Here is a 23,950-nt window from a genome sequence, read left to right on the forward strand (position 1 = left end):
CATCTTTCCTCGGTTACAATCGCCGGATGCGAATCCTACTCAGCAACGACGACGGCTATCTTGCCCCCGGTCTCGCCGCGCTCAGCGAAGCGCTGCGGCCGCTGGCCGAACTCACGGTGATCGCGCCCGAGCAGAACTGCAGCGGCGCGTCGAATTCCCTCACGTTGTCGCGGCCGCTGTCGGTACAGCGCGCGCCGGGTACGGGTTTCTTCTACGTGAACGGCACGCCGACCGATTCGGTGCACGTCGCGTTGACGGGAATGGCCGACGCGAAGCCCGACCTCGTCGTGTCGGGGATCAACAACGGCCAGAACATGGGCGAAGACACGCTCTATTCGGGGACAGTTGCGGCAGCCACCGAAGGCATCATGTTCGGCGTTCCGGCCATCGCCTTCTCGCTGGCCGACAAGGGCTGGGCCCATCTGGCGGACGCCGCGCGCGTCGCCGCGGAAATCGTCGAGCACACCCTCGCGCATCCGCTGCCGGGCCAGCCGCTGCTGAACGTCAATATTCCGAACCTGCCGTACGACGAACTGAAAGGCTGGAAGGTCACGCGCCTCGGCAAGCGTCATCCGTCGCAGCCGGTGATTCGCCAGACCGACCCGCGCGGCGAGCCGGTGTACTGGATCGGTGCGGCGGGCGCGGCGCTGGACGCAAGCGAAGGCACCGATTTCCACGCCGTCGCAAACGGTTTCGTGTCGATCACGCCGCTGCAGCTCGACCTCACGCATACGCAGATGCTGCCCGCGATGCGCGAATGGGCGCGCGCCGGAGGGCGGGCTTCATGAGCGGCGAGCGCGCGAAGCGGTTCCCGCTCGCGCTCGAAGATCTCAAGCGAGCGCCACGCAAGTCGGAAGGTCGGGCCGGCGAACGCCATGCGGCGGTCGCGGTACCGAAGGCCGCCGACAAGCCCGCGGCCGTGCTGAAACCGGTTGCGGTGAAGCCGGCTGCCGGGCGGGCGCCGCTGTCCGGTTCCGCCGCCGCGAAGCCCGCGACCGCGCCGAAGCCGACCGCGCTGAAGCCTGCGCTGCCGAAGCCGGCCGCGCCGAGCGTCGCGCCGGCCGGCGCGTTTGCGCTCACGTCGGAACGTGTGCGCGAGCGGATGGTCGAACGGCTGCGTGCGAACGGCGTGACCGACGCGCGCGTGCTGGAAGCGATGGCCGCGGTGCCGCGCCACCTGTTCGTGGATCCGGGGCTCGCGACACAGGCCTATGAGGATTCGGCGTTGCCGATCGGCCACCAGCAGACAATTTCAAAGCCGTCGGTCGTCGCGCGCATGATCGAGCTCGCGATGGCCGGCCGCACGCTCGAGCGCGTCCTCGAGATCGGCACGGGCTGCGGCTACCAGGCCGCCGTGCTGAGTCACGTGGCACGCGACGTGTATTCGATTGAACGCATCAAGCCGCTCTACGAGCGCGCGAAGCTGAACCTGCGGCCGCTGCGCGTGCCGAACATCCGTCTGCACTACGGCGACGGGCGTGTCGGCCTGCCGTCCGCGGCCCCGTTCGACGCGATCGTGATCGCGGCGGCGGGGCTCGACGTGCCGCAGGCGCTGCTCGAGCAGCTCGCGATCGGCGGGCGGCTCGTCGCGCCGGTCGGCGCGCAGAGCGGGCAGCACCAGGTGCTCACGCTCGTCGAGCGCGTCGCGCACGCGCAATGGCGAGAGTCCCGGCTTGATCGCGTTTTCTTTGTCCCTTTAAAATCCGGAGTGATTTGAAACCGATGAGTATGTTGCGCGCGATGCAAAACAACCGATCCAGGGAACCGCTCACGTTCGCCCAGCGCGCGATCTGTGTGGCTGCGTTCTCCACGCTACTGGCCGCCTGTGCGACGCGGCTCGACAACGCGCCTGTCGTCGACCGCTCCGGGTCGCTCGGCACGACGGCCACCGCGCAGCCCGCGGTGCCGCTCGGGCCGCCGCCGCCGGGCTTCTACCGTGTGAAACCGGGCGACACGCTGTACCGGATCGCGCTCGAGAACGGGCAGAACTATCGCGACATCGCGTCGTGGAACAACCTGGCGAACCCGAACCAGATCGAGGTAGACCAGTTGCTGCGCGTTGCGCCGCCGGGCGGCGCCGCGGTTGCGGGCGTACCGGCTGCGGGCGCACCGGCCGCCGCACCGATCGCGGGCGCCGCCGTCGCGACCGCACCGCTCAGCAGCGGCCCCGCGACGCCGGCCGCCGGTACATCGTCCACGCTCGCAACGCCGCCGGCTGCGGCCACCGGATCGAGCGACACGGCGGCGGCCCCGAGCGGCCCCGTGACGTTCGCGTGGCCCGCGCGCGGCACCGTGCTGAACGGGTTCGACGACGCGAAGAACAAGGGTGTCAACATCGGCGGCACGGCCGGCGAGCCCGTGAAGGCGGCGGCCGACGGCCGCGTCGTCTACTCGGGCAACGGCCTGCGTGGCTACGGCAACCTCATTATCATCAAACACGATGCAACTTACCTCACGGCGTATGCACATAATCGCGCTTTGATGGTAAAAGAGGGGGACGCGGTAACGAAGGGGCAGAAGATCGCCGAGATGGGTAACAGCGATGCCGACCGCGTGATGCTGCATTTCGAGGTTCGCCGGCAGGGTAAGCCTGTCGATCCGCTGAAGTATTTGCCGCCTCAATAACCGAGACGACCATGCCGAAATCGAAGCGCCACGAGCCGCAAGCCGAGTCTGAGAAAATCAGTCGTGCCACGCAAGCATCGGTGGGGCGGGCTGGAGCTTCGACGGACGACGACGACGTCGCGGAAAACGAACGTGATCTCGAGGCACGCGACGCAGAGGCGGACGGTGGCGACGACGAGCGCGAAGGCCGCCCGGAAGCATCGCCCGATGTCGACGATTTCCGCACGATGCTGCAGGCCGAGCTCACGGCCGACACGATCCAGCATTACCTGAACCGCATCAGTGTGAAGCCGCTGCTGACCGTCGAGGAAGAGCAGCGCTATTCCCGGCTCGCCAAGGCCGGCGAATTCGAGGCGCGGCAGGTGATGATCGAACGCAACCTGCGGCTCGTCGTCAGTATCGCCAAGGGGTATCTGAACCGCGGCGTGCCGCTGCTCGACCTGATCGAGGAGGGCAACCTCGGCCTGATGCACGCGATCGAGAAGTTCGACCCGACGCGCGGGTTCCGCTTCTCGACCTATGCGACCTGGTGGATCCGGCAGAGCATCGAGCGGGCGATCATGAACCAGGCCCGCACGGTGCGCCTGCCCGTGCACGTGATCCGCGAACTGAACCAGGTGCTGCGCGCGAAGCGCCACCTCGAAAAGAATTCGATGTCGACGGGCGAGGCGGCCGAGCGCCGCGAAGCCAGCATCGACGACATCGCCTATCTCACCGGCAAGACCGCCGAGGAAGTCACCGACATTCTCGCGCTCAACGAGCACACGGCGTCGCTCGACGCGCCGCTCGACCTCGATCCCGCGAGCAGCCTGCTCGACCTGCTGCCCGACGACCAGAGCCAGTCGCCCGACGCCGAGGTGCAGCACCGCGAGCTCGAGACGCTGACGCGTGCGTGGTTGTCGCGGCTGTCCGACAAGCATCGGCACGTGATCGAGCGCCGCTTCGGCCTGAACCACATCGAACCGGCGACGCTCGAAGAGCTGGCCGACGAGATGGGGCTCACGCGCGAGCGCGTGCGGCAGATCCAGCAGGAAGCGCTGGTGCGCCTCAAGCGGTTCTTTGCCTCCAACGGCGTGCGCAAGGACGCCGTTCTGTAACTGATGACACCGATTCTTGTTTTTGACATCGAGACGATTCCCGATGTCGACGGCATTCGCCGTCTGGAAGACCTGCCCGCGACGCTCGACGATGCCGCGGTGGCCGAACACGCATTCGCCGCACGCCGTGAGAAGACCGGCGGCGATTTCCTGCCGCATCACCTGCAGCGCATTGCGGCGATCTCATGCGTGTTCCGCGACAACAACGGTTTTCGCGTCCGCTCGCTCGGCACGCCGCAGGACAACGAAGCGACGCTGATCCAGTCGTTCTACCGGGTGATCGAGAAATACACGCCGCAACTCGTGTCTTGGAACGGCGGGGGTTTCGATCTGCCGGTGCTCCATTACCGCGCGCTCGTGCACGGTATCCCCGCGACGCGCTACTGGGATCTCGGCGAGGACGACCGCGAATTCAAGTGGAACAACTACATCTCGCGCTATCACTCGCGGCATACCGATCTGATGGATGTGCTCGCGATGTATCAGGCGCGCGCGAACGCGCCGCTCGACGCGCTTGCGAAGCTGTGCGGCTTTCCGGGCAAGCTCGGGATGGACGGCAGCCAGGTGTGGCCGGCGTTCCAGGACGGGCGGATCGAGGAAATCCGCAATTATTGCGAGACCGATGTCGTCAATACGTACCTGCTGTACTGCCGGTTCCAGTTGATGCGCGGCGGCCTGACGCAGAGCGAGTATGCGGACGAGATCCTGCTCGTGAAGAACGCGCTCGCGCAGGAACCGGCGTCGCACTGGGCCGAATACCTGGCCGGTTTCGACGCGTAACGCAGGCGGGCCGCACCGTGGCCGGCGCGATCAAGCAAGTTCGAACAGCACCGGCTGGTGATCCGATGCGCGCACGTCGCCGTCGATCTCGCAGCGCATGACGCGCGGCAGCAGCGTATCGGTCACGAACACGAAGTCGCACGCGAGCGGCCCGTCCGACCATTGCACCGTATCGTAGACGCCGGCCGTCGGTGGCGGCGTGCGGCCGGGATGGCGCGCAACCCATGCGTCGACGAAGCGCGGGGCGTCGGCGACCGGCTCCAGGAAGCGCCGGTACGCATCGCTGCCGAACGCGCTGTTGAAATCGCCGCAGACGATCGCATCGCGCGGCTGGCCGGTCGCGCTGAACGGCCCTTCGGCAGTTTCGGCGGGCGCGGGCCGTTCCGCGTGCGCGCAGGCCTCGCGATGCTGGTCGCGCAGCGCATCGACCTGCGCAAGGCGCTGGCGCGCCGAATAGTATTCGAGATGCGTGGTGACCACGCGCAGCGGGCCGACAGGTGTCTGCAACTCGACGTCGAGCGCGACGCGCGGCATCGACGGTGCGCCGGCGTCGGCCGGCCACGGCAGCAACTGGCGCAGCACGCGCCCGACCGGCAGCCGGGTCGCGATCGCATTGCCGAACTGGCGGCGCGGTGCGCCGGGTTCAATGGCCGGCAGGTCTGCGCCGATGGCTTCGACGATCGTATAACCGGGCAGCAGTGCCGCGAGTTCGGCGAACTGGTCGGGGCCGGGCCGGCCGGGCAGTGCGCCGAAGCCGCGCGTGACCTCCTGCAGGCACAGCACGTCGAAATCGCCGAGCCGGCGGATCGTCGCGACAGTGAGCGAAAGGTCGACAACGCCGTCGGCGTCCCGACCCCATTGGATGTTCCAGTCGATCAATCGCATGGTCGAATCTCCTGCCGGGTGGATCCTGCGCTTCAGGCGGTCCGGTTGGCTTGGCGTCCGCCCGGCTGTTTGCCGGCTTCCGTCGCCTGGCTAACCCGTTCCGGCGAAATGCGGGGCCCCGTATATGCTTAAGTGTCGGCGCTTGCCCCATGCAAAGCGGCCGATGCGGGCCTGCGTCGTCTACAATCTCGCCTTCTTCAACGTTTGTCAGGAAAAGCTGGTGTCCGAAGCCGTCCCCACTTCTGCGCGCAAATCGAAAAATGCGCCCGTCGCGCCCGGGATCGCCCCGGTTCTCGAGATCGAATCGCTCGACATGGAAGCGCGCGGTGTCGGCCGCACGATGACCGAGGACGGCGAGCCGGGCAAGGTCATCTTCGTCGAGGGTGCGCTGCCCGGCGAACGTGTGACCTATTCGAGCTACCGTCGTAAGCCGAGCTACGAGCAGGCGACGGTTGTCGACATTCTGCGCCCGAGCGTGATGCGCACGCAGCCGAAATGCAAGTTCTTCGGCACCTGCGGCGGCTGTTCGATGCAGCATCTCGACATGCGCGCGCAGGTGGCGGTCAAGCAGCGCGTGCTCGAAGACAACCTGTGGCACCTGGCGAAGCTGCGTGCGGAAACGATGTTCGCGCCGATCCACGGCCCGTCGTGGGGCTATCGCTATCGTGCGCGCCTGACCGTGCGCAATGTGGCGAAGAAGGGCGGCGTGCTGGTCGGGTTTCACGAGAAGAAAAGCAGCTATGTCGCCGACATGACGAGTTGCGAAGTGCTGCCGCCGCATGTGTCGGCGATGCTCGTGCCGCTGCGCCGGCTCGTCGAGGGGCTGTCGATCCGCGATCGGATGCCGCAGATCGAGCTCGCGGTCGGCTCGGAGGTCACCGCGCTCGTGCTGCGCGTGCTGGAGCCGATCAACTCGGACGACGAAGCGTTGCTGCGCGCGTTCGCGGACGAACACAAGGTGCAGTTCTGGCTGCAACCGAAGGGCCCCGACACGGTGGCGCCGTTCTATCCGCTTGACGTGTCGCTTGACTACACGCTGCCGGAGTTCGGCATTCGCATGCCGTTCAAGCCGACCGACTTCACGCAGGTCAACCATCAGATCAACCGCGTGCTGGTGGGCCGCGCGCTGCGCCTGCTCGCGCCGTCGCGCGACGATCGCGTGCTCGACCTGTTCTGCGGGATCGGCAACTTCACGCTGCCGCTCGCGCGGCTGTCGCGCGAAGTGATGGGCATCGAGGGCAGCGACACGCTGACGACGCGCGCGCTTGCGAACGCGCGCGAGAACGGCGTCGACGGCCACACGACGTTCGCGTGCCGGAACCTGTTCGAAGTGACGGGCGACGACATCCGTGCGCTCGGCGCATTCGACAAGTTCCTGGTCGACCCGCCGCGCGAAGGCGCGCTCGCAGTGTCGAAGGCGCTGGCCGAGATTGCGCAAAGCGGCGAAGGCCCGCTGCCGAAGCGGATCGTCTACGTGTCGTGCAACCCGTCCACGCTGGCGCGCGACGCGGGCCTGCTCGTGCACGAGGCCGGCTACCGGCTGAAGGGCGCCGGTGTCGTGAACATGTTCCCGAACACGTCGCACGTCGAATCGATCGCGCTGTTCGAGCGCGACTGAGCCCGAGGCGGACGAAAAAAAACCGGCCCGAGGGCCGGTTTTTTCGTGGTGCGTGGCGAACCTCAGTTGCGGTTGCCGCCGAAGATGCCGAGCAGCGCGAGCAGGTTCGTGAACACGTTGTACAGGTCGAGGTAGATCGCGAGCGTCGCCGAGATGTAGTTCGTCTCGCCGCCGTTCACGACGCGCTGGACGTCGAACAGCATGTATGCGGAGAAGATCGCGATCGCGAGCACCGACACGGTGAGCATCAGTGCCGGCAGTTGCAGGAAGATGTTCGCGACCGACGCGAGCAGGATCACGATCACGCCCATGAACAGCCACTTGCCGAGCCCCGAGAAGTCGCGCTTGCTGACGGTGGCGATCGTCGCCATCGCGGCGAAGATGATGCCGGTGCCGCCGAACGCGAGCATGATCAGCGACGGGCCGTTCGAGAAACCGAGAATGAAGCTCAGCAGCCGCGACAGCATCAGGCCCATGAAGAACGTGAAGCCGAGCAGCACGAATACGCCGGCCGCGCTGTTCTTCGTCCGCTCGATCGCGAACATGAAGCCGAACGCGATCGCGAAGAACGCGAGCAGGCTCATCATCGGGCTCGTGGCCGCGAACAGCGAGAAGCCCGTCGCGACGCCGACCCAGGCGCCCAGCACGGTCGGTACCATCGACAGCGCGAGCAGCCAGTACGTGTTCCGCAGCACGCGGTTGCGAACCTCGGCGGTGCTGACGGAACCGCCGCGACCGAAATTGTACGGATAGTCGTTCATGGTTTCTCCTAACATTGAACGCGTGGGCGTCCGGGGCCGGGTCGGCGCGCGCGGTGTGCGGCGCAGCAAACCGGAGCAGCTATGGCTAAGATACGTTCCGCGCCGCGAGGTTTCAATGGCTGCGCGGCGCAAAACATATGGATTCGGAACCTTTCACGTGTGTAAGGGTTCAATCGCAATGATACACGGGATCGTGCTACAATAGCGGATTCATTTGAACCTGTAACTTCTTAATTTCTTGGAGTTTTTATGGCAATCGAGCGCACCCTGTCGATCATCAAGCCGGATGCGGTGGCAAAGAACGTGATCGGCCAGATCTACAGCCGTTTCGAAGGCGCCGGCCTGAAGATCGTCGCATCGCGCATGGCTCACCTGTCGCGTGCTGACGCAGAGAAGTTCTACGCGGTTCACGCAGCGCGTCCGTTCTTCAAGGATCTCGTCGATTTCATGATCTCGGGCCCGGTGATGATCCAGGTTCTGGAAGGTGAAGGCGCGATCCTGAAGAACCGCGACCTGATGGGCGCAACGGATCCGAAGAAGGCGGAACAGGGCACGATCCGCGCCGACTTCGCCGACAGCATCGACGCGAACGCCGTGCACGGCTCGGACGCAGCGGAAACGGCTGCTGTCGAAATCGCGTTCTTCTTCCCGGAAATGAACGTTTACTCGCGTTAAGCCCTGGCTGACAGCAAGTAGGCAGGATTCAGCGCACGCGGCAAGGCAGCACATCATGACGAGCGAAACTTCCGTCAATCTTCTCGACTTCGATGCCGAGGGTCTTGTCGCGTACTGCGGCAGCCTCGGCGAGAAGCCGTTCCGCGCCAAGCAGTTGCAGCGCTGGATCCACCAGTACAACGCCGGCGATTTCGACGGCATGACCGATCTCGCGAAGTCCCTGAGAGAGAAACTCAAGGGCCGCGCGTCGATCGTGATGCCGGATATCGCCAGCGACCACGTTTCCACCGACGGCACGCGCAAGTGGCTGATCGACGTAGGAAACGGCAATGCGGTCGAAACCGTGTTCATCCCGGAAGAGACGCGCGGCACGCTGTGCGTGTCGTCGCAGGCCGGGTGCGCGGTCAACTGCCGCTTCTGCTCGACGGGCAAGCAGGGCTTTTCCCGCAACCTGTCGACAGCCGAAATCATCGGCCAGCTACGGATGGCCGAATTTGCACTGCGAGCGTCGCTGGGCCGTGCGCCCGGCCCGAACGGCAAGGCTGAACGGGTCGTCACCAACGTGGTGATGATGGGCATGGGCGAGCCGCTCCTGAATTACAGCGCGGTCGTGCCCGCGATGCGGCTGATGCTCGACGATAACGCGTACGGCCTGTCGCGCCGCCGCGTCACGCTGTCGACGTCCGGCGTGGTGCCGATGATGGACCGCCTCGGCGCCGAGTTGCCGGTTGCGCTGGCCGTTTCGCTGCACGCGCCGAACGATGCGCTGCGCGACGAGCTGGTGCCGCTCAACAAGAAGTATCCGCTTCGCGAGCTGATGGCTGCGTGCCAGCGCTATCTGAAAGTCGCGCCGCGCGATTTCATTACTTTCGAATACTGCATGCTCGACGGCGTCAACGACACCGAAGCGCATGCGCGCGAACTGCTGGCCGTCACGCGCGACGTGCCGTGCAAGTTCAATCTGATCCCGTTCAATCCGTTTCCGGAATCGGGCCTCATCCGCTCGAAGCCCGAGCAGATCAAGCGCTTTGCACAGGTCCTCATCGACGCGGGTGTCGTCACGACCGTGCGCAAGACGCGCGGCGACGATATCGACGCCGCGTGCGGCCAGTTGGCCGGCGCGGTGAAGGACCGCACGCGCCTCGCGGAACGAACGGGCGCAGCAGCAAAAATCATCGAAGTTCGGGCGATTTGACGGGGATGCCCGTCCGGGGATGCCCGAACCTTTTGGCAGTACAACACGCGAATAGCGATCGGTCGCGGTGCCACGGCACCGCGCATGGTATGAACAGTTGCGGGTGCCGGGCGGCGGGAGCCGGCGGCGGCCGCCAGTGAAGAAGAATCGACGCGAGGACAAGGATGAGTGAGCCGCAGCCGACTAACGGCGCAGAGACGAATGCCGCAAAACCGGCACCGGCGGGACTGGAATCGCTGGCGGCGGTCGGCAGCCGGCTGGCGCAGCTTCGGGAGACGAAGGGCTGGACGGTCGACGACGTATCGGCGCGGCTCAAGGTCGCACCGCAGAAGCTTCGGGCGCTCGAGGCCGGCGACATCAGTCATTTGCCTGGCGCGACGTTCGCGCTCGGTGTCGTGCGCAGCTACGCGAAGATGCTCGGCGTCGACCCGGAACCGTTCGCGCAGGCGCTGCGCCGCGAGCGCGGGGTGCCGGAAGTCGATCTGTCGATGCCCGCGTCGTCGGGGACGGATCTGCCGCGCGGCCGCGTGTCGATTCCGCTGGGCGGCTCGTCGCGCCACCATCCGTGGCTGTGGGGAACGGCGATCGTCGTCGTGGCGGTGGTTGCCGTACTGATGTGGCACACTGGCGGCGATTCGTCGAGCCTGCTCGCGCGCTTCAAGGGCGGCGACACGGAGCATGCGTCGGCTGCGAGCGCACCGGCGGCACCGTCTTCTGTCGTCGAAGAGGCGGCGTCGAACGGCGCGTCGGCCGTAGCCGCCAATGAGGTTCCGGCTCCGGCCGCGACGTCCGCTGCAGCGACGCAGGCGATTGCGTCCGCCGTGCCGGCGCCCGCGCCCCTGGTCGTGACGGCCGCTGCATCGCAGCCCGTCGCGGCAACGACGGCGGCGAGTGCCGCTACGCCGGCCGAGCCGGCGAGCGTCGTGGTTGCGGCAGGCCAGTCGATGGTCGAACTGAAGGTCAAGCAGGATTGCTGGTTCAGCGTGCGCGACAAGAACGGCAAGGAGCTGTTCTCGGCGCTGGTGCGGGCCGGCGAAACGAAGCAGGTCGCCGGCAACGGGCCGTTCAAGGTCACGATCGGCAACAAGGCAGGCCTCGACGCGGTAGCGTTCGACGGAAAACCTGTCGATCCGGCAAAATATTCGGCAGCGCGGGGTAATGTGGCGCGGTTCACGTTGCCCTGACGTCAAGCGCCGTGGCGAAGGCCTGTCGTCGGTATCGGCAGGCCGTGAGGGCACGGCGCTTTTTCAATTCATGCGCCGCGTTGCGGCGCATTCCGCGTAAATGGATCTATCGATGCAATCCGAAGCTCAATCCCCACGCAGCAGTCAGATTTGTTCAACCGAGCCGGTGTTCGGCGGGCATCAGCCGCGCCGCGTGTCGCATGCGGTGGATGTCCGCTGGGGCGGGCAGCTCGTGACGATCGGCGGCGCTGCGCCGGTGCGCGTGCAGTCGATGACGAATACCGACACGGCCGACGCGATCGGCACCGCGATCCAGATCAAGGAACTCGCGAACGCAGGCTCCGAACTGGTGCGCATCACGGTCAACACGCCCGAGGCGGCGGCCGCCGTGCCGGCGATCCGCGAGCAGCTCGACCGGATGGGCGTGACCGTGCCGCTCGTCGGCGATTTCCACTACAACGGCCACCTGCTGCTGCGCGACTACCCGGGCTGCGCGGAGTCGCTGTCGAAATACCGGATCAACCCCGGCAACGTCGGTCAGGGCGCGAAGCGCGATACGCAGTTCGCGCAGATGATCGAGGCCGCGGCCAAGTACGACAAGCCGGTGCGGATCGGCGTGAACTGGGGCAGCCTCGACCAGGACCTGCTCGCGCGCATGATGGACGAGAACGGCGCGCGTTCGCAGCCGTGGGACGCGCAAAGCGTGATGTACGAGGCGCTGATCCAGTCGGCGATCGGCTCGGCCGAGCGTGCGGTCGAGCTGGGTCTCGGCCGCGACCGCATCGTGCTGTCGTGCAAGGTCAGCGGCGTGCAGGACCTGATCGCCGTGTACCGCGAACTCGGCCGCCGCTGCGGCTTCGCGCTGCACCTTGGGCTGACCGAGGCCGGCATGGGCTCGAAGGGCATCGTCGCATCGACGGCCGCGCTCGGCGTGCTGCTGCAGGAAGGGATCGGCGACACGATCCGCATCTCGCTGACGCCGGAACCGGGCGCGTCGCGCACGGGCGAGGTGATCGTCGGCCAGGAAATCCTCCAGACGATGGGCCTGCGCTCGTTCGCGCCGATGGTGATCGCGTGCCCGGGCTGCGGCCGTACGACGAGCACGCTGTTCCAGGAACTCGCGATGCAGATCCAGACCTACCTGCGCGAGCAGATGCCGGCTTGGCGCAAGGAGTATCCGGGCGTCGAGAAGATGAACGTCGCGGTGATGGGCTGCATCGTCAACGGCCCGGGCGAATCGAAGCACGCGAACATCGGCATCAGCCTGCCGGGTTCGGGCGAAAACCCGGCCGCGCCCGTCTTCATCGACGGCGAGAAGGTCAAGACGCTGCGCGGCGAGCGGATCGCCGAGGAATTCCAGCAGATCGTCAGCGACTACGTCGCACGCAACTATGGCCGCGTCGACGCGGCCGCGAATTAATTCGTCCACACACACGATGACTGAACAGAAACGCAAGATCGAGAAGCTCACCGGCGTCAAGGGCATGAACGACATCCTTCCGCAGGATGCCGGCCTGTGGGAATTCTTCGAAGCCACCGTGAAATCGCTGCTGCGCGCGTACGGCTACCAGAACATCCGCACGCCGATCGTCGAAAACACGCAGCTCTTCACGCGCGGCATCGGCGAAGTCACGGACATCGTCGAGAAGGAGATGTACAGCTTCACCGACGCGCTGAACGGCGAGAACCTGACGATGCGCCCGGAAAACACCGCGGCCGTCGTGCGTGCGTCGATCGAGCACAACATGCTGTACGACGGCCCGAAGCGCCTGTGGTACATCGGCCCGATGTTCCGTCACGAGCGTCCGCAGCGCGGCCGCTACCGCCAGTTCCACCAGGTCGGCGTCGAGGCGCTCGGCTTCGCGGGCCCCGATGCGGATGCCGAGATCATCATGATGTGCCAGCGCCTGTGGGATGACCTCGGCCTGACCGGCATCAAGCTCGAGATCAACTCGCTCGGCCTCGCCGAAGAGCGCGCCGCGCACCGCGTCGAACTGATCAAGTACCTCGAGCAGTTCGTCGACATGCTCGACGAGGATGCGAAGCGCCGCCTGTATACGAACCCGCTGCGCGTGCTCGACACGAAGAATCCCGCGCTGCAGGAGATCGCGCAGAACGCGCCGAAGCTGATCGACTTCCTCGGCGACGAATCGCGCGCGCACTTCGAAGGGCTGCAGCGCCTGCTGCTCGCGAACAACATTCCGTTCAAGATCAACCCGCGTCTCGTGCGCGGCCTCGACTACTACAACCTGACCGTGTTCGAGTGGGTGACCGACAAGCTCGGCGCGCAGGGCACGGTCGCGGCCGGCGGCCGCTACGATCCGCTGATCGAGCAGCTCGGCGGCAAGCCGACCGCCGCGTGCGGCTGGGCGATGGGCATCGAGCGTATCCTCGAGCTGCTGAAGGAAGAGGATCTGGCGCCGGAGCAGGAAGGTGTCGACGTGTATGTCGTGCACCAGGGCGAGACTGCGCGCGAACAGGCGTTCATCGCGGCCGAGCGTCTGCGCGACACGGGCCTCGACGTGATCTTCCACTGCAGCGCCGACGGCGCGCCGGCGAGCTTCAAGTCGCAGATGAAGCGGGCCGATGCAAGCGGCGCGGCATTCGCGGTGATCTTCGGCGAAGAAGAGGTCGCGAACGGCACGGTGGGCGTGAAAGCGCTGCGCGGTGCGGGTGAAGAAGGGGAAAAGAACGTTCAGCAGACCGTACCGGTCGAAAGCTTGACCGAATTCCTAATCAATGCGATGGTTGCATCCGCCGAAGACGGCGACGACTGATCGCGCTGGCATTCGCTCGACTAGAACGGCTTGAACAGGAAGGAATCGCTCGCCGATGAGTTACCACGACGAACAAGAATCGATTGAAAGTCTCAAGGCGTGGTGGGCCCGCTGGGGCAACCTCACCACGTGGATCGTGCTCGCGGCGCTCGTCGTCGCGGCCGGTTTCAACGGCTGGAACTACTGGCAGCGCCGTCAGGCCGCCGAGGCGTCCGGGCTGTACGAGCAGGTCCAGAAGGCCGCCGCCGCGAACGACAAGGCGACGATGGCCCGCGCGGCCGCCGACATGGAAGACAAGTTCGGCAGCACGCCGTATGCGCAGATGACGGCGCTCGCGGCCGCGAAGGTGCTGTACGCGGCCGGCGACGCCGCAGGTGCGAAGACGCAACTGCAATGGGCCGTCGATCACGCCAAGGATGACGAGTACAAGCAGATCGCGAAGCTGCGTCTGGCGTCGCTGCTGCTCGACGAGAAGGCATACGACGCGGGCCTCGCGCTGCTGTCGGGTACGCCGCTCGATGCATTCAAGGGCCTCGTGGCCGATCGCCGCGGCGATCTGCTTGCCGCGCAAGGCAAGACCGACGACGCGCGCGCCGCTTACAAGCTCGCGCTCGACGGCCTGTCGAAGGACGACCAGTCCGCGCGCCAGCTCGTGCAGTTCAAGCTGGACGCGCTCGGCGGCTGAACCCCGGCCCCCTCAACCTCTTAACTCTGCTTCGCTAACCGATGAATTTGCTGAAACGTTACGCTGTGCCCGTTGCCTGCGCGGCGGCTGTCCTGGCATTGGCGGCCTGCTCGTCGTCGAAGGATGCGCGCCGCGTGCCGACGCCGCTCACCGAGTTCAAGCCCGTGATGGACGTGCAACAGGTCTGGAAGGCAAGCGTCGGCAAGGGCGGACGCTACCTGTTCTCGCCGGTGGCCGTGGGCGACGCCGTCTACGCGGCGGGTGAAAACGGTTCGGTCGAGAAGATCGACGCGAAGACGGGCCAGTCGATCTGGCGCTCGAAGGTCGGTTCGGACCTGTCGGCCGGTGTCGGCAGCGACGGCAACCTGACCGCGGTCGGCGCGCTGAAGGGCGGCGTGTTCGTGCTGGGCCCGGACGGGAAGCAACTGTGGAAGACCAGCGTACAGGGCGAGATCTTCTCGCCGCCGCTCGTCGGCAACGGCCTCGTGGTCGTCCGCACGATCGACGGCCAGGTGATCGCGTTCAACGCGCAGACGGGCGAGCAGAAGTGGAACTACCGTAACCGCGCGGTGCCGCTGAACCTGCGTGTGTCGGCCGGCATGACGTTCGCGGGCGACGCGGCGGTGCTGGCGGGCTTCCCGGGCGGCGGTCTCGTCGCGATCAACCTGCAGACGGGCGAGCCGTTCTGGCAGACGCCCGTGTCGTTCCCGAAGGGCGTGACCGAGGTCGAGCGCATCAACGACGTCAGCGGTCCGCCGACGCTCGTGGGCGCCGAAGCCTGCGCGGTGACGTTCCAGGGTCAGCTTGGCTGCTTCGATGCGAACTCGGGCCGCCCGCTGTGGGAAAAGGCGTTCTCGAGCCGCAGCGGCCTTGCACAGGACGATTCGGTGGTCGCCGGCGGCGACGACTGGTCGGTCGTGACCGCGTACGACGCGGCCTCGGGCAACCAGCTGTGGCGCAACGACAAGCTGAAGAGTCGTGACGTCGGCGTGCCGTACCTGCTCGGGCATGCGGTCGTGATGGGCGACTACCAGGGCTTCGTGCACTTCCTGTCGCGCGAAGACGGCAGCTTCATCGCGCGGATGAAGACCGACGGCAGCGCGATTACGGCGGCGCCGGTCCTCGCGGGCAACACGCTCGTCGTGCAGACGAAGGACGGCGGCCTGTACGGGTTCCGTCCGCGCTGACGCGCAGGAAACATGCGCAGCCGCGGCGCGGCGGGCTTGTCCCGCGCGCCCCGGCCGCGCGACATGAAGGCGGCCGGTGTTCCCGGCCGCTCGGTATTTGAAAGGCAGTTCGAGACGAAAGACGACGGCGCGCGACGCGCGCCCGGCGCGCGCATCCGGCGCGGCGCGAATTCGTGATATTTTCATTCAGCGCAGCCGCCCGCAGCAGCGGGCCTCCCGCTGCTGCGCTTCACCGTAGAAAACACAGATGAAACCGGTCATTGCCCTCGTTGGGCGCCCCAATGTGGGGAAATCCACGCTGTTCAACCGGCTCACGCGCTCGCGCGATGCGCTGGTCGCCGACTTGCCAGGCCTGACGCGCGATCGCCATTACGGCGAAGGGCGCGTCGGCGAACGGCCGTACCTGGTCGTCGATACGGGCGGCTTCGAACCCGTCGCGAAGGACGGCATCCTGCACGAGATGGCGCGCCAGACGCGGCAGGCGGTCGAGGAAGCCGACGTCGTCGTGTTCATCGTCGACGGCCGCAACGGGCTCGCGCCGCAGGACAAGTCGATTGCCGACTACCTGCGCAAGACCGGCCGGCCGATCTTCCTCGTCGTCAACAAGGCCGAGGGGATGAAGTACACGGCGGTCGCGACGGACTTCTACGAGCTCGGGCTCGGCGATCCGCGCGCGATCTCGGCCGCGCACGGCGACGGCGTCACCGACATGATCAACGAGGCGCTGGACGTCGCGTACGCGGACCAGCCGGAAGAGGAAGACGACAACGACCCGTCGCGCGGCATCAAGATCGCGATCGTCGGCCGTCCGAACGTCGGCAAGTCGACGCTCGTGAACGCGCTGATCGGCGAGGACCGCGTGATCGCGTTCGACATGCCGGGCACGACGCGCGACTCGATCTACGTCGACTTCGAGCGTAACGGCAAGAAATATACGCTGATCGACACGGCCGGCCTGCGGCGTCGCGGCAAGGTGTTCGAAGCGATCGAGAAGTTTTCGGTCGTGAAGACGCTGCAGTCGATCTCCGATGCGAACGTCGTCATTCTTCTGCTGGATGCGCAGCAGGACATTTCCGACCAGGACGCGCACATCGCCGGCTTCGTCGTCGAGCAGGGCCGCGCGCTCGTGATCGGCGTCAACAAGTGGGACGGGCTCGACGAGCACGCGCGCGATCGCGCGAAAGCGGATTTGACCCGCAAGCTGAAATTCCTCGACTTCGCGAAATCGCACTTCATTTCGGCCGCGAAGAAGACGGGCATCGGCACGCTGATGCGCTCGGTCGACGACGCGTACGCGGCGGCGATGGCGAAGCTGCCGACGCCGAAGCTCACGCGCGCGCTGATCGAGGCCGTCGAGTTCCAGCAGCCGCGCCGTCGCGGCCCGGTGCGTCCGAAGCTGCGCTACGCGCACCAGGGCGGCCAGAATCCGCCGATCATCGTCATCCACGGCAACGCGCTCGACGCCGTGACGGAAACGTACAAGCGCTACCTGGAAAACCGGTTCCGCGAAACTTTCTCGCTGACCGGGACTCCATTGCGCATAGAGTTCCGTTCGTCGAACAACCCGTACGCGGACAAGGGCTGAAGCACGCCTGTTACACGTGTCCCGCAAGGGATAGGCCGCAAGGCCTATGCCCCGGGCGGGGCAGGCAAAATCGGCTATAGTGTAGCGATTGGCGCCGGATCTCTTTTTCTTCGCCGCCAATTCAGATCAACCTGCAAAAAAAGATGGAGTACGCCATGAGCAACAAAGGGCAATTGTTACAAGACCCGTTTTTGAACGCACTGCGCAAAGAGCACGTTCCCGTTTCGATCTACCTCGTCAACGGCATCAAGCTTCAAGGGAACATTGAATCGTTCGACCAGTACGTCGTGTTGCTCCGTAATACGGTGACCCAGATGGTCTACAAGCACGCCATCTCGACGGTCGTGCCGGCGCGCCCGGTGAATTTCCACCCGGACGCGGAAGCTACGTCCTAACCTATCGCAGCGGCCGGCATCCGGTCGCCGCGAGCGACCGATGCCAGCCGCCTTATCTTGACACCCGATAATTTGATCAACGCAGCGCTCGTCGGCATCGATTTCGGCAAGACCGATTTCGAGGCCAGTCTCGAAGAACTCAGTCTTCTCGCCTCCAGCGCGGGGGCCCATCCCGCCGTCACCCTCACAGGTCGTCGCGCCAGTCCCGATGCCGCGATGTTCATCGGCAGCGGCAAAGCCGATGAACTGCGGCTCGCCTGCGACGCTCACAACGTCGAAATCGTCATCTTCAACCACGCACTGGCGCCGGCCCAGCAACGCAATCTGGAGCGGGCACTTAACAGGCGGGTCATCGATCGCACGAGCCTCATCCTCGACATCTTTGCGCAGCGCGCCCGCAGCCACGAAGGCAAGCTGCAGGTCGAACTCGCGCAGCTTCAATACCTGTCGACGCGGCTCATTCGTGCATGGACCCACCTCGAACGGCAGAAGGGTGGTATCGGCCTGCGCGGCCCCGGCGAAACCCAGCTCGAAACCGACCGCCGGCTGATCGGCGAGCGCATCAAGATGCTGAAGTCGCGGCTCGACCGGCTGCGCCGGCAACACAGCACGCAACGCCGGCAGCGCGCGCGCAGCGGCACGATGTCCGTGTCGCTCGTCGGCTATACGAACGCGGGCAAGTCGACGCTGTTCAATGCGCTGACGAAAGCGCAGGCCTACGCGGCCGACCAGTTGTTCGCCACGCTCGATACGACGTCGCGGCGCGTGTACCTCGGCGACGAGGTCGGCCAGATCGTCGTGTCGGATACGGTCGGGTTCATCCGCGAGCTGCCTCACCAGCTCGTCGCGGCGTTCCGCGCGACCCTCGAGGAAACGATCCACGCGGATTTGCTGCTGCACGTGGTCGATGCGTCGAGCGCGGTCAGGCTCGAGCAGATCGAGCAGGTCAACGGCGTGTTGCACGAGATCGGCGCGGACACGATCCGGCAGGTGCTGGTGTTCAACAAGATCGACGCGGTGCCCGAACTGGCGGCCCGCGGCGACGCGGTCGAGCGGGACGAGTATGGTAATATTTCGCGCGTCTTTTTGAGCGCGCGCACCGGTCAGGGTCTTGACGCGTTGCGTGCCGCCATCGCCGAGATCGCCACCGCGGAACACCTTTCGAGCGCGACGTTACTCAACGGCGCGCTCGACGGCGCGTCCGCGGAACCACACGAAGACCACACGATTTCCGAACACGGGCGCTAACCGGTCCCGGCCGGTTCGCCGGCGTCTTATCTGGTGAACAAACTCTGGTGAACGAATACAACAAGCGGAGTACCTGGCGGCGGATGCGCGCCTTGCTGTCGATCAACGATCCCCGCTGGGGACGCGGCGAAGGCAATGGCAAAGACGGATCCCGACCCCGCGCGAACGAATCGAAGCGTCCGCAAGGCGGCGACGGCGATGGTCCGCCCGATCTCGACGAGATGTGGCGCAACTTCAACCGACGCCTGAGCGGCCTTTTCGGCGGCAAGGGCGGCAACGGCTTCCGTCCTGACAACGGCCGGGCCGCGCGGGTCGGCGTGGGCATCGTGATCGGCGTGCTGGTCGCGGTCTACGCGGGCAGCGGGCTGTTCGTCGTACAGGACGGCCAGACGGGCGTCGTGCTGCAGCTCGGCAAGCTGTCGGGCACGGTCGGCCAGGGCGTGCACTGGCGCGCGCCGTATCCGTTTGCGTCGCACGAGATCGTCGACACGTCGCAGGTCCGCTCGATCGAGATCGGCCGCAACAATGTCGTGCGTCTCGCGAACGTGAAGGAAGCGGCGATGCTGACGCGCGATGCCGACATCGTCGACGTGCGCTTCATCGTCCAGTACCGGATCCGTTCCGCAACCGATTACCTGTTCCGCAGCGTCGATCCCGAGCGCAGCGTGTCGCAGGCCGCGCAGGCCGCGGTGCGTGCGATCGTCGGTACGCGCAGCGCAGCCGATGTGCTGAACCAGGACCGCGACGCGCTGCGCGAGCAGCTTTCCGCCGCCATCCAGCGCGATCTCGACCGCTACCAGTCGGGGCTCGAGGTAACGGCCGTCACGATGCAGAGCGTCGCGGCGCCGGAGCAGACGCAGGCCGCCTACGGTGAAGTCGCGAAGGCGCGCGACGAGCGCGAGGCCGCGAAGCGCGCCGCGCAGGCGTACGCAAGCGACCTGCTGCCGAAGGCGCAGGGCGATGCCGCGAAGCTCGTCGACGAAGCGAAGGCCTATTCCGATCGCGTGGTCACGCAAGCCGAAGGCGATGCCGATCGCTTCAAGCAGGTCTACGCGCAGTACTCGAAGGCGCCGGCGGTGATCCGCGAGCGCATGTACCTCGAGACGATGCAGGAAATCTATTCGAACGCGACGAAGGTGTTCGTCGGCAACAAGGGCGGCAACAGCGTCGTCTATCTGCCGCTCGACAAGCTCGTCGAGCAGGGGCGGCAAAACGCCGCGACGTCGACCGGTGCAACCGCGCCCGATGCGGCGTCGGCACCGGCGGCCGTTGCGCCGGCGGCGGCCGTACCCGCGAGCGCGGCACCGGCCGCCGCGGCATCCGGCAGCGACGTGCTGCGATCGCGCGAAGCGTTCCGCAGCCGGTCGCGTGAAGACGATCTGAAGTAACGGGGAGCGCAGAACATGAACCGAATCATTGCGCTCGTCGTCGCGATCGTGATCGTTGCCTTCGCGGCGTCCTCGACGATCCTGACCGTCGATCCGCGCCATACGGCCGTGCTGTCGGGCCGCGACGGCGCGCAGCCCGAACTCGCCGGCCCCGGCATCCATTTCAAGCTGCCGCCGCCGCTGCAGACGGCCACGCTGATCGACACGCGCCTGCAATCGCTCGAGTCGTCCGATCCGCTGCAACTGGCCACGGAAGACAAGCACGACCTGCTCGTCGCCTATGCGGTGAAGTACCGGATCAGCGATCCGATGAAGTATTTCACGGCGACGGGCGGTGACCCGGCGGCCGCTACCGAACGCCTGGCCGGCGTGCTGAAGAGCGCGCTCGGCGACGCGTTCGGCAAGCGTGCGCTCGACGACGCCCTCGGCAGCCAGCGTACGATCGCCGATGCGGCCCGCGATGCGGCGAAGGCGAAGGCATCCGGTTTCGGCGTCGACGTGGTCGACGTCCAGTTGACGCGTGTCGACTTGCCGGCCGCGCAGACGGACGCCGTCTATCAACGGATGATCGGCGCGCTGCGCGATCAGGCGGCACAGGTGCGTGCGGAAGGCGCGGCCGACGTCGAGCAGATCAAGGCCGACGCCGAACGCGAACAGCAGGCCGTGCTTGCGAACGCGTACAAGTCTGCGCAGACGATCAAGGGCGAGGGCGACGCGAAGGCCGCGACGATTGCCGCCGATGCGTTCGGCCGCGATCCGCAGTTCTATCAGTTCTACGCGAGCCTGCAGGCCTACCGGAACACCTTCAAGCGCAACGACATCATCGTCGTCGATCCCGACAGCGAGTTCTTCCGCTTCATGCGCAGCCCGACGGGCGGTGCCGCACCGGCGGCGCCTGCTCCCCGCAAACACTGACCTTGGGGCGCCGCGACGAGCGGCGCCGTCGCTCGCATGGACCTGGCTGGCTCGTTGTTGCTCGCAGTAGCGCTGATGCTGATCATCGAGGGGGCGTTCCCCTTCGTGTTTCCCGTCGCCTGGCGCGACACGTTTCGTAGAATAGCTGAGCGGCCGCCGCATCATATCCGGATCGGCGGGCTGATCGTGATGGTGCTCGGGCTCGTGCTGCTGCTGCTCGCCACCTGACCGGCGACCTGATCCGGACGGCGCATCCGCCGTTCGTCCCGCCCGATTTCGAATTTCCGATTCACATCGCGGCGCGCGTGTCGTGCGCCGTTTCCTGTCGTAGGACCGTACCGATGTCGACCTGGTTACTTCCCGAGAATATCGCCGACGTACTGCCGTCGGAAGCGCGCAAGATCGAGGAGCTGCGCCGCAGGCTGCTCGACCGCTTCCGTTCGTACGGCTACGAAATGGTGATGCCGCCGCTGCTCGAGTATCTCGAGTCGCTGCTGACGAGCGGCGGCGCCGATCTGCGCCTGCGCACCTTCAAGCTGGTCGACCAGTTGTCGGGCCGTACGCTCGGCCTGCGCGCGGACATCACGCCGCAGGTCGCGCGGATCGACGCGCACCTGTTGAACCGTCAGGGCGTGACGCGCCTCTGCTACGCGGGCCACGTGATGCATACGCGCCCGCGCGGCCTGCACGCGACGCGCGAGCAGATCCAGATCGGTGCTGAAATCTACGGGCATGCCGGTCTGGAAGCCGATCTCGAGATCCAGCAACTGATGCTCGACGCACTGCATCTCGCGGGCCTGTCGCGCATCCGTCTCGACCTCGGCCACGCGGGCGTGCTCGCGGCGCTGCTGGCGCGCGATGCGCAGGCCGCCGAGCGCGGCGAGTCGCTGTACGACGCGCTGTCGGGCAAGGATGTACCGCTGCTGAACGAACTCACCGGCGATCTCGGCGCCGATACGCGCGCAGCGCTGCGCGCACTGCCGAACCTTTACGGCGACGCGAGTGTGCTCGCCGAGGCGCGCGCACGGTTGCCGGCGCTGCCCGAAATCACGCGGGCGCTCGACGATCTGGCGCAGCTCGCCGCACAGGCGAAGGGCGCCGAAGTGGCGATCGACCTCGCCGACCTGCGCGGCTACGCGTACCACAGCGGTGCGATGTTCAGCGCCTACATCGACGGCGTGCCGAACGCGATCGCGCGCGGCGGCCGCTACGACCACGTGGGCCAGGCGTATGGCCGTGCCCGTCCGGCAACGGGCTTCTCGCTCGACCTGCGCGAGCTCGCGCGGATTTCACCGGTCGAGGCGCGCGGCACCGCGATTCTCGCGCCGTGGGCACAGGACGACGCGCTGGGTGCGGCCGTCGCGGCGCTGCGCGATGCGGGCGAGGTCGTGATCCAGGCACTGCCGGGCCACGACCACGTGCTCGACGAGTTTGCATGCGATCGTTCGCTCGTCGAGCGCAACGGCGCATGGGTGGTCGAACCCCGATAAACAGGCGTCCGCGGGCCGTGCTTCGGCGTGCATATCGTTGAAGCGAAACGGAAAAATTCGGAATCGCCCGCGAACATAGGTAGAATACGTTTTTAACCAGCTAACGAATCAACATGTCTGCCAGCGCAGTGAACGTGACTCCCGGGCGCAATGTCGTCGTCGTGGGAACTCAATGGGGTGATGAAGGCAAGGGCAAGATCGTCGACTGGCTGACGGACCACGCTCAGGGCGTCGTGCGTTTCCAGGGCGGCCACAACGCCGGCCACACCCTCATCATCGGCGGCAAGAAAACGATCTTGCGCCTCATTCCGTCGGGCATCATGCGTGAAGGCGTCGCCTGCTACATCGGCAACGGCGTCGTCCTGTCCCCCGAAGCACTGTTCAAGGAAATCGGCGAGCTCGAAGAAGCCGGCGTGAACGTGCGCGACCGTCTGTTCATTTCCGAAGCCGCAACGCTGATCCTGCCGTACCACATCGCGATCGACCAGGCGCGCGAAGCGCGCAAGGGCGCAGGCAAGATCGGCACGACGGGCCGCGGCATCGGCCCCGCGTACGAAGACAAGGTCGGCCGCCGCGCGCTGCGCGTGCAGGACCTGTTCGACGCGAAGACCTTCGCCGACCGCCTGCGCGAAAACCTCGACTTCCACAACTTCGTGCTGACCCAGTACCTGGGTGGCGCGGCCGTCGACTTCCAGGCCACGCTCGACACGATGCTCGGCTATGCCGATCGCCTGAAGCCGATGGTGGCCGACGTGTCGCGCCGCCTGTACGACGCGAATAACGCAGGCCAGAACCTGCTGTTCGAAGGCGCGCAGGGCACGCTGCTCGATATCGACCACGGCACCTATCCGTTCGTCACGTCGAGCAATTGCGTCGCGGGTGCGGCGTCGGCCGGCGCGGGCGTCGGTCCGCAGAAGCTCAACTACATCCTCGGCATCACGAAGGCGTATTGCACGCGCGTCGGCTCGGGCCCGTTCCCGAGCGAGCTGTACGACGCGGACAACCCGCAGCGCCAGGACCAGGTCGGCGTCACGCTCGCGAACGTCGGCAAGGAGTTCGGTTCGGTCACCGGCCGTCCGCGCCGCACGGGCTGGCTCGATGCGGCCGCGCTGCGCCGCTCGATCCAGATCAACGGCGTGTCGGGCCTGTGCATGACGAAGCTCGACGTGCTCGACGGCCTCGACGAAGTCAAGCTGTGCGTCGGCTACAAGATCGACGGCAAGGATGCGGACATCCTGCCGCGCGGCGCAGCCGATGTGGCCCGTTGCGAGCCCGTGTACGAAACGTTCGCCGGCTGGAAGGAAAGCACGGTCGGCATCAAGACGTGGGAAGCGCTGCCGGCCAATGCGCAGGCCTACCTGACCCGTGTCCAGGAAGTGGCTGGCGTGCCGGTCGACATGGTGTCGACGGGCCCGGACCGCGACGAAACGATCCTGCTCCGCCATCCGTTCAAGGTGTAA

General features: G+C 66.3%; 23 protein-coding genes. 21 read left to right on the forward strand and 2 right to left on the reverse strand.

The genetic code is table 11. The features are described 5' to 3' along the window. Positions 1-26: 26 nt before the first annotated feature. The 5 genes from surE to JYG32_RS03990 are packed head-to-tail and all read left to right on the forward strand — an operon-like array spanning position 27 to position 4,502. Positions 27-788, forward strand: a complete 762-nt coding sequence (surE, locus tag JYG32_RS03970) for a 5'/3'-nucleotidase SurE (RefSeq protein WP_213264715.1) — start codon at positions 27-29, stop codon at positions 786-788. Then, entirely contained in the window at positions 785-1,717 is a 933-nt protein-coding gene (locus JYG32_RS03975) for a protein-L-isoaspartate(D-aspartate) O-methyltransferase (RefSeq protein ID WP_174384354.1), read from the forward strand. Before surE ends, JYG32_RS03975 begins: the two co-directional genes overlap by 4 nt. 5 nt (positions 1,718-1,722) lie before the next feature. After that, complete coding sequence (locus JYG32_RS03980; RefSeq protein ID WP_213264716.1) at positions 1,723-2,625, forward strand: peptidoglycan DD-metalloendopeptidase family protein; 903 nt, start codon at positions 1,723-1,725, stop codon at positions 2,623-2,625. A gap of 11 nt (positions 2,626-2,636) precedes the next feature. Continuing rightward, positions 2,637-3,722: an RNA polymerase sigma factor RpoS gene (gene rpoS / locus JYG32_RS03985; RefSeq protein ID WP_213264717.1), complete on the forward strand. Its 1,086-nt coding sequence runs from the start codon at positions 2,637-2,639 to the stop codon at positions 3,720-3,722. A 3-nt stretch (positions 3,723-3,725) separates the two neighbouring features. Further along, positions 3,726-4,502: a 3'-5' exonuclease gene (locus JYG32_RS03990; protein ID WP_213264718.1), complete on the forward strand. Its 777-nt coding sequence runs from the start codon at positions 3,726-3,728 to the stop codon at positions 4,500-4,502. A 30-nt stretch (positions 4,503-4,532) separates the two neighbouring features. On the opposite strand, the gene JYG32_RS03995 is transcribed toward JYG32_RS03990, so the two are convergent. Then, complete coding sequence (locus JYG32_RS03995) at positions 4,533-5,387, reverse strand: endonuclease/exonuclease/phosphatase family protein (protein WP_213264719.1); 855 nt, start codon at positions 5,385-5,387, stop codon at positions 4,533-4,535. Positions 5,388-5,607: 220 nt separating this feature from the next. Between JYG32_RS03995 and rlmD the strand changes: the two genes are divergently transcribed. Next, on the forward strand, positions 5,608-7,005 hold the full coding sequence (gene rlmD / locus JYG32_RS04000) for a 23S rRNA (uracil(1939)-C(5))-methyltransferase RlmD (RefSeq protein ID WP_174384371.1): 1,398 nt from the start codon (positions 5,608-5,610) through the stop codon (positions 7,003-7,005). A 62-nt stretch (positions 7,006-7,067) separates the two neighbouring features. On the opposite strand, the gene JYG32_RS04005 is transcribed toward rlmD, so the two are convergent. Beyond that, positions 7,068-7,766, reverse strand: a complete 699-nt coding sequence (locus tag JYG32_RS04005) for a Bax inhibitor-1/YccA family protein (RefSeq protein WP_006761414.1) — start codon at positions 7,764-7,766, stop codon at positions 7,068-7,070. 249 nt (positions 7,767-8,015) lie between these two features. Between JYG32_RS04005 and ndk the strand changes: the two genes are divergently transcribed. The 15 genes from ndk (at position 8,016) to JYG32_RS04080 (ending at position 23,950) form a co-directional block, all read left to right on the forward strand. Then, positions 8,016-8,441, forward strand: coding sequence for a nucleoside-diphosphate kinase (gene ndk / locus JYG32_RS04010; RefSeq protein WP_174383085.1), 426 nt, complete (start codon positions 8,016-8,018; stop codon positions 8,439-8,441). 55 nt (positions 8,442-8,496) lie between these two features. Beyond that, positions 8,497-9,636, forward strand: coding sequence for a 23S rRNA (adenine(2503)-C(2))-methyltransferase RlmN (gene rlmN, locus JYG32_RS04015; RefSeq protein WP_213264720.1), 1,140 nt, complete (start codon positions 8,497-8,499; stop codon positions 9,634-9,636). 164 nt (positions 9,637-9,800) lie between these two features. Beyond that, the gene (locus tag JYG32_RS04020; protein ID WP_213264721.1) at positions 9,801-10,820 is read left to right on the forward strand and encodes a helix-turn-helix domain-containing protein; all 1,020 of its coding nucleotides are present in this window, start codon (positions 9,801-9,803) and stop codon (positions 10,818-10,820) included. Positions 10,821-10,932: 112 nt separating this feature from the next. Continuing rightward, positions 10,933-12,240 carry a flavodoxin-dependent (E)-4-hydroxy-3-methylbut-2-enyl-diphosphate synthase gene (gene ispG, locus JYG32_RS04025; RefSeq protein ID WP_174383088.1) on the forward strand — a complete coding sequence of 436 codons (1,308 nt, stop codon included), beginning with the start codon at positions 10,933-10,935 and terminating at the stop codon, positions 12,238-12,240. 16 nt (positions 12,241-12,256) lie between these two features. Further along, positions 12,257-13,597 (forward strand): histidine--tRNA ligase, encoded by a 1,341-nt coding sequence (gene hisS, locus JYG32_RS04030; protein ID WP_174383089.1) that lies wholly within the window; start codon positions 12,257-12,259, stop codon positions 13,595-13,597. A 55-nt stretch (positions 13,598-13,652) separates the two neighbouring features. Continuing rightward, entirely contained in the window at positions 13,653-14,282 is a 630-nt protein-coding gene (locus tag JYG32_RS04035; protein WP_047900839.1) for a tetratricopeptide repeat protein, read from the forward strand. Between the two features lie 41 nt (positions 14,283-14,323). After that, on the forward strand, positions 14,324-15,469 hold the full coding sequence (gene bamB / locus JYG32_RS04040) for an outer membrane protein assembly factor BamB (protein WP_174383090.1): 1,146 nt from the start codon (positions 14,324-14,326) through the stop codon (positions 15,467-15,469). Positions 15,470-15,716: 247 nt separating this feature from the next. After that, positions 15,717-17,054, forward strand: a complete 1,338-nt coding sequence (gene der, locus JYG32_RS04045) for a ribosome biogenesis GTPase Der (RefSeq protein ID WP_174383091.1) — start codon at positions 15,717-15,719, stop codon at positions 17,052-17,054. Between the two features lie 155 nt (positions 17,055-17,209). After that, complete coding sequence (hfq, locus tag JYG32_RS04050) at positions 17,210-17,449, forward strand: RNA chaperone Hfq (protein WP_047901242.1); 240 nt, start codon at positions 17,210-17,212, stop codon at positions 17,447-17,449. Positions 17,450-17,521: 72 nt separating this feature from the next. Then, positions 17,522-18,697 (forward strand): GTPase HflX, encoded by a 1,176-nt coding sequence (hflX, locus tag JYG32_RS04055; RefSeq protein WP_174383097.1) that lies wholly within the window; start codon positions 17,522-17,524, stop codon positions 18,695-18,697. A 47-nt stretch (positions 18,698-18,744) separates the two neighbouring features. Next, entirely contained in the window at positions 18,745-20,085 is a 1,341-nt protein-coding gene (hflK, locus tag JYG32_RS04060) for an FtsH protease activity modulator HflK (RefSeq protein WP_213264722.1), read from the forward strand. Positions 20,086-20,100: 15 nt separating this feature from the next. Next, positions 20,101-21,000 (forward strand): protease modulator HflC, encoded by a 900-nt coding sequence (hflC, locus tag JYG32_RS04065; protein ID WP_213264723.1) that lies wholly within the window; start codon positions 20,101-20,103, stop codon positions 20,998-21,000. A 36-nt stretch (positions 21,001-21,036) separates the two neighbouring features. Continuing rightward, positions 21,037-21,228 (forward strand): DUF2065 domain-containing protein, encoded by a 192-nt coding sequence (locus JYG32_RS04070; protein WP_006478685.1) that lies wholly within the window; start codon positions 21,037-21,039, stop codon positions 21,226-21,228. Between the two features lie 113 nt (positions 21,229-21,341). Further along, positions 21,342-22,490, forward strand: a complete 1,149-nt coding sequence (locus JYG32_RS04075; protein ID WP_213264724.1) for an ATP phosphoribosyltransferase regulatory subunit — start codon at positions 21,342-21,344, stop codon at positions 22,488-22,490. A 113-nt stretch (positions 22,491-22,603) separates the two neighbouring features. Beyond that, positions 22,604-23,950: an adenylosuccinate synthase gene (locus JYG32_RS04080; RefSeq protein WP_096471056.1), complete on the forward strand. Its 1,347-nt coding sequence runs from the start codon at positions 22,604-22,606 to the stop codon at positions 23,948-23,950.

The sequence above is a fragment of the Burkholderia pyrrocinia genome (assembly GCF_018417535.1).
Lineage (GTDB): Bacteria > Pseudomonadota > Gammaproteobacteria > Burkholderiales > Burkholderiaceae > Burkholderia > Burkholderia pyrrocinia_E.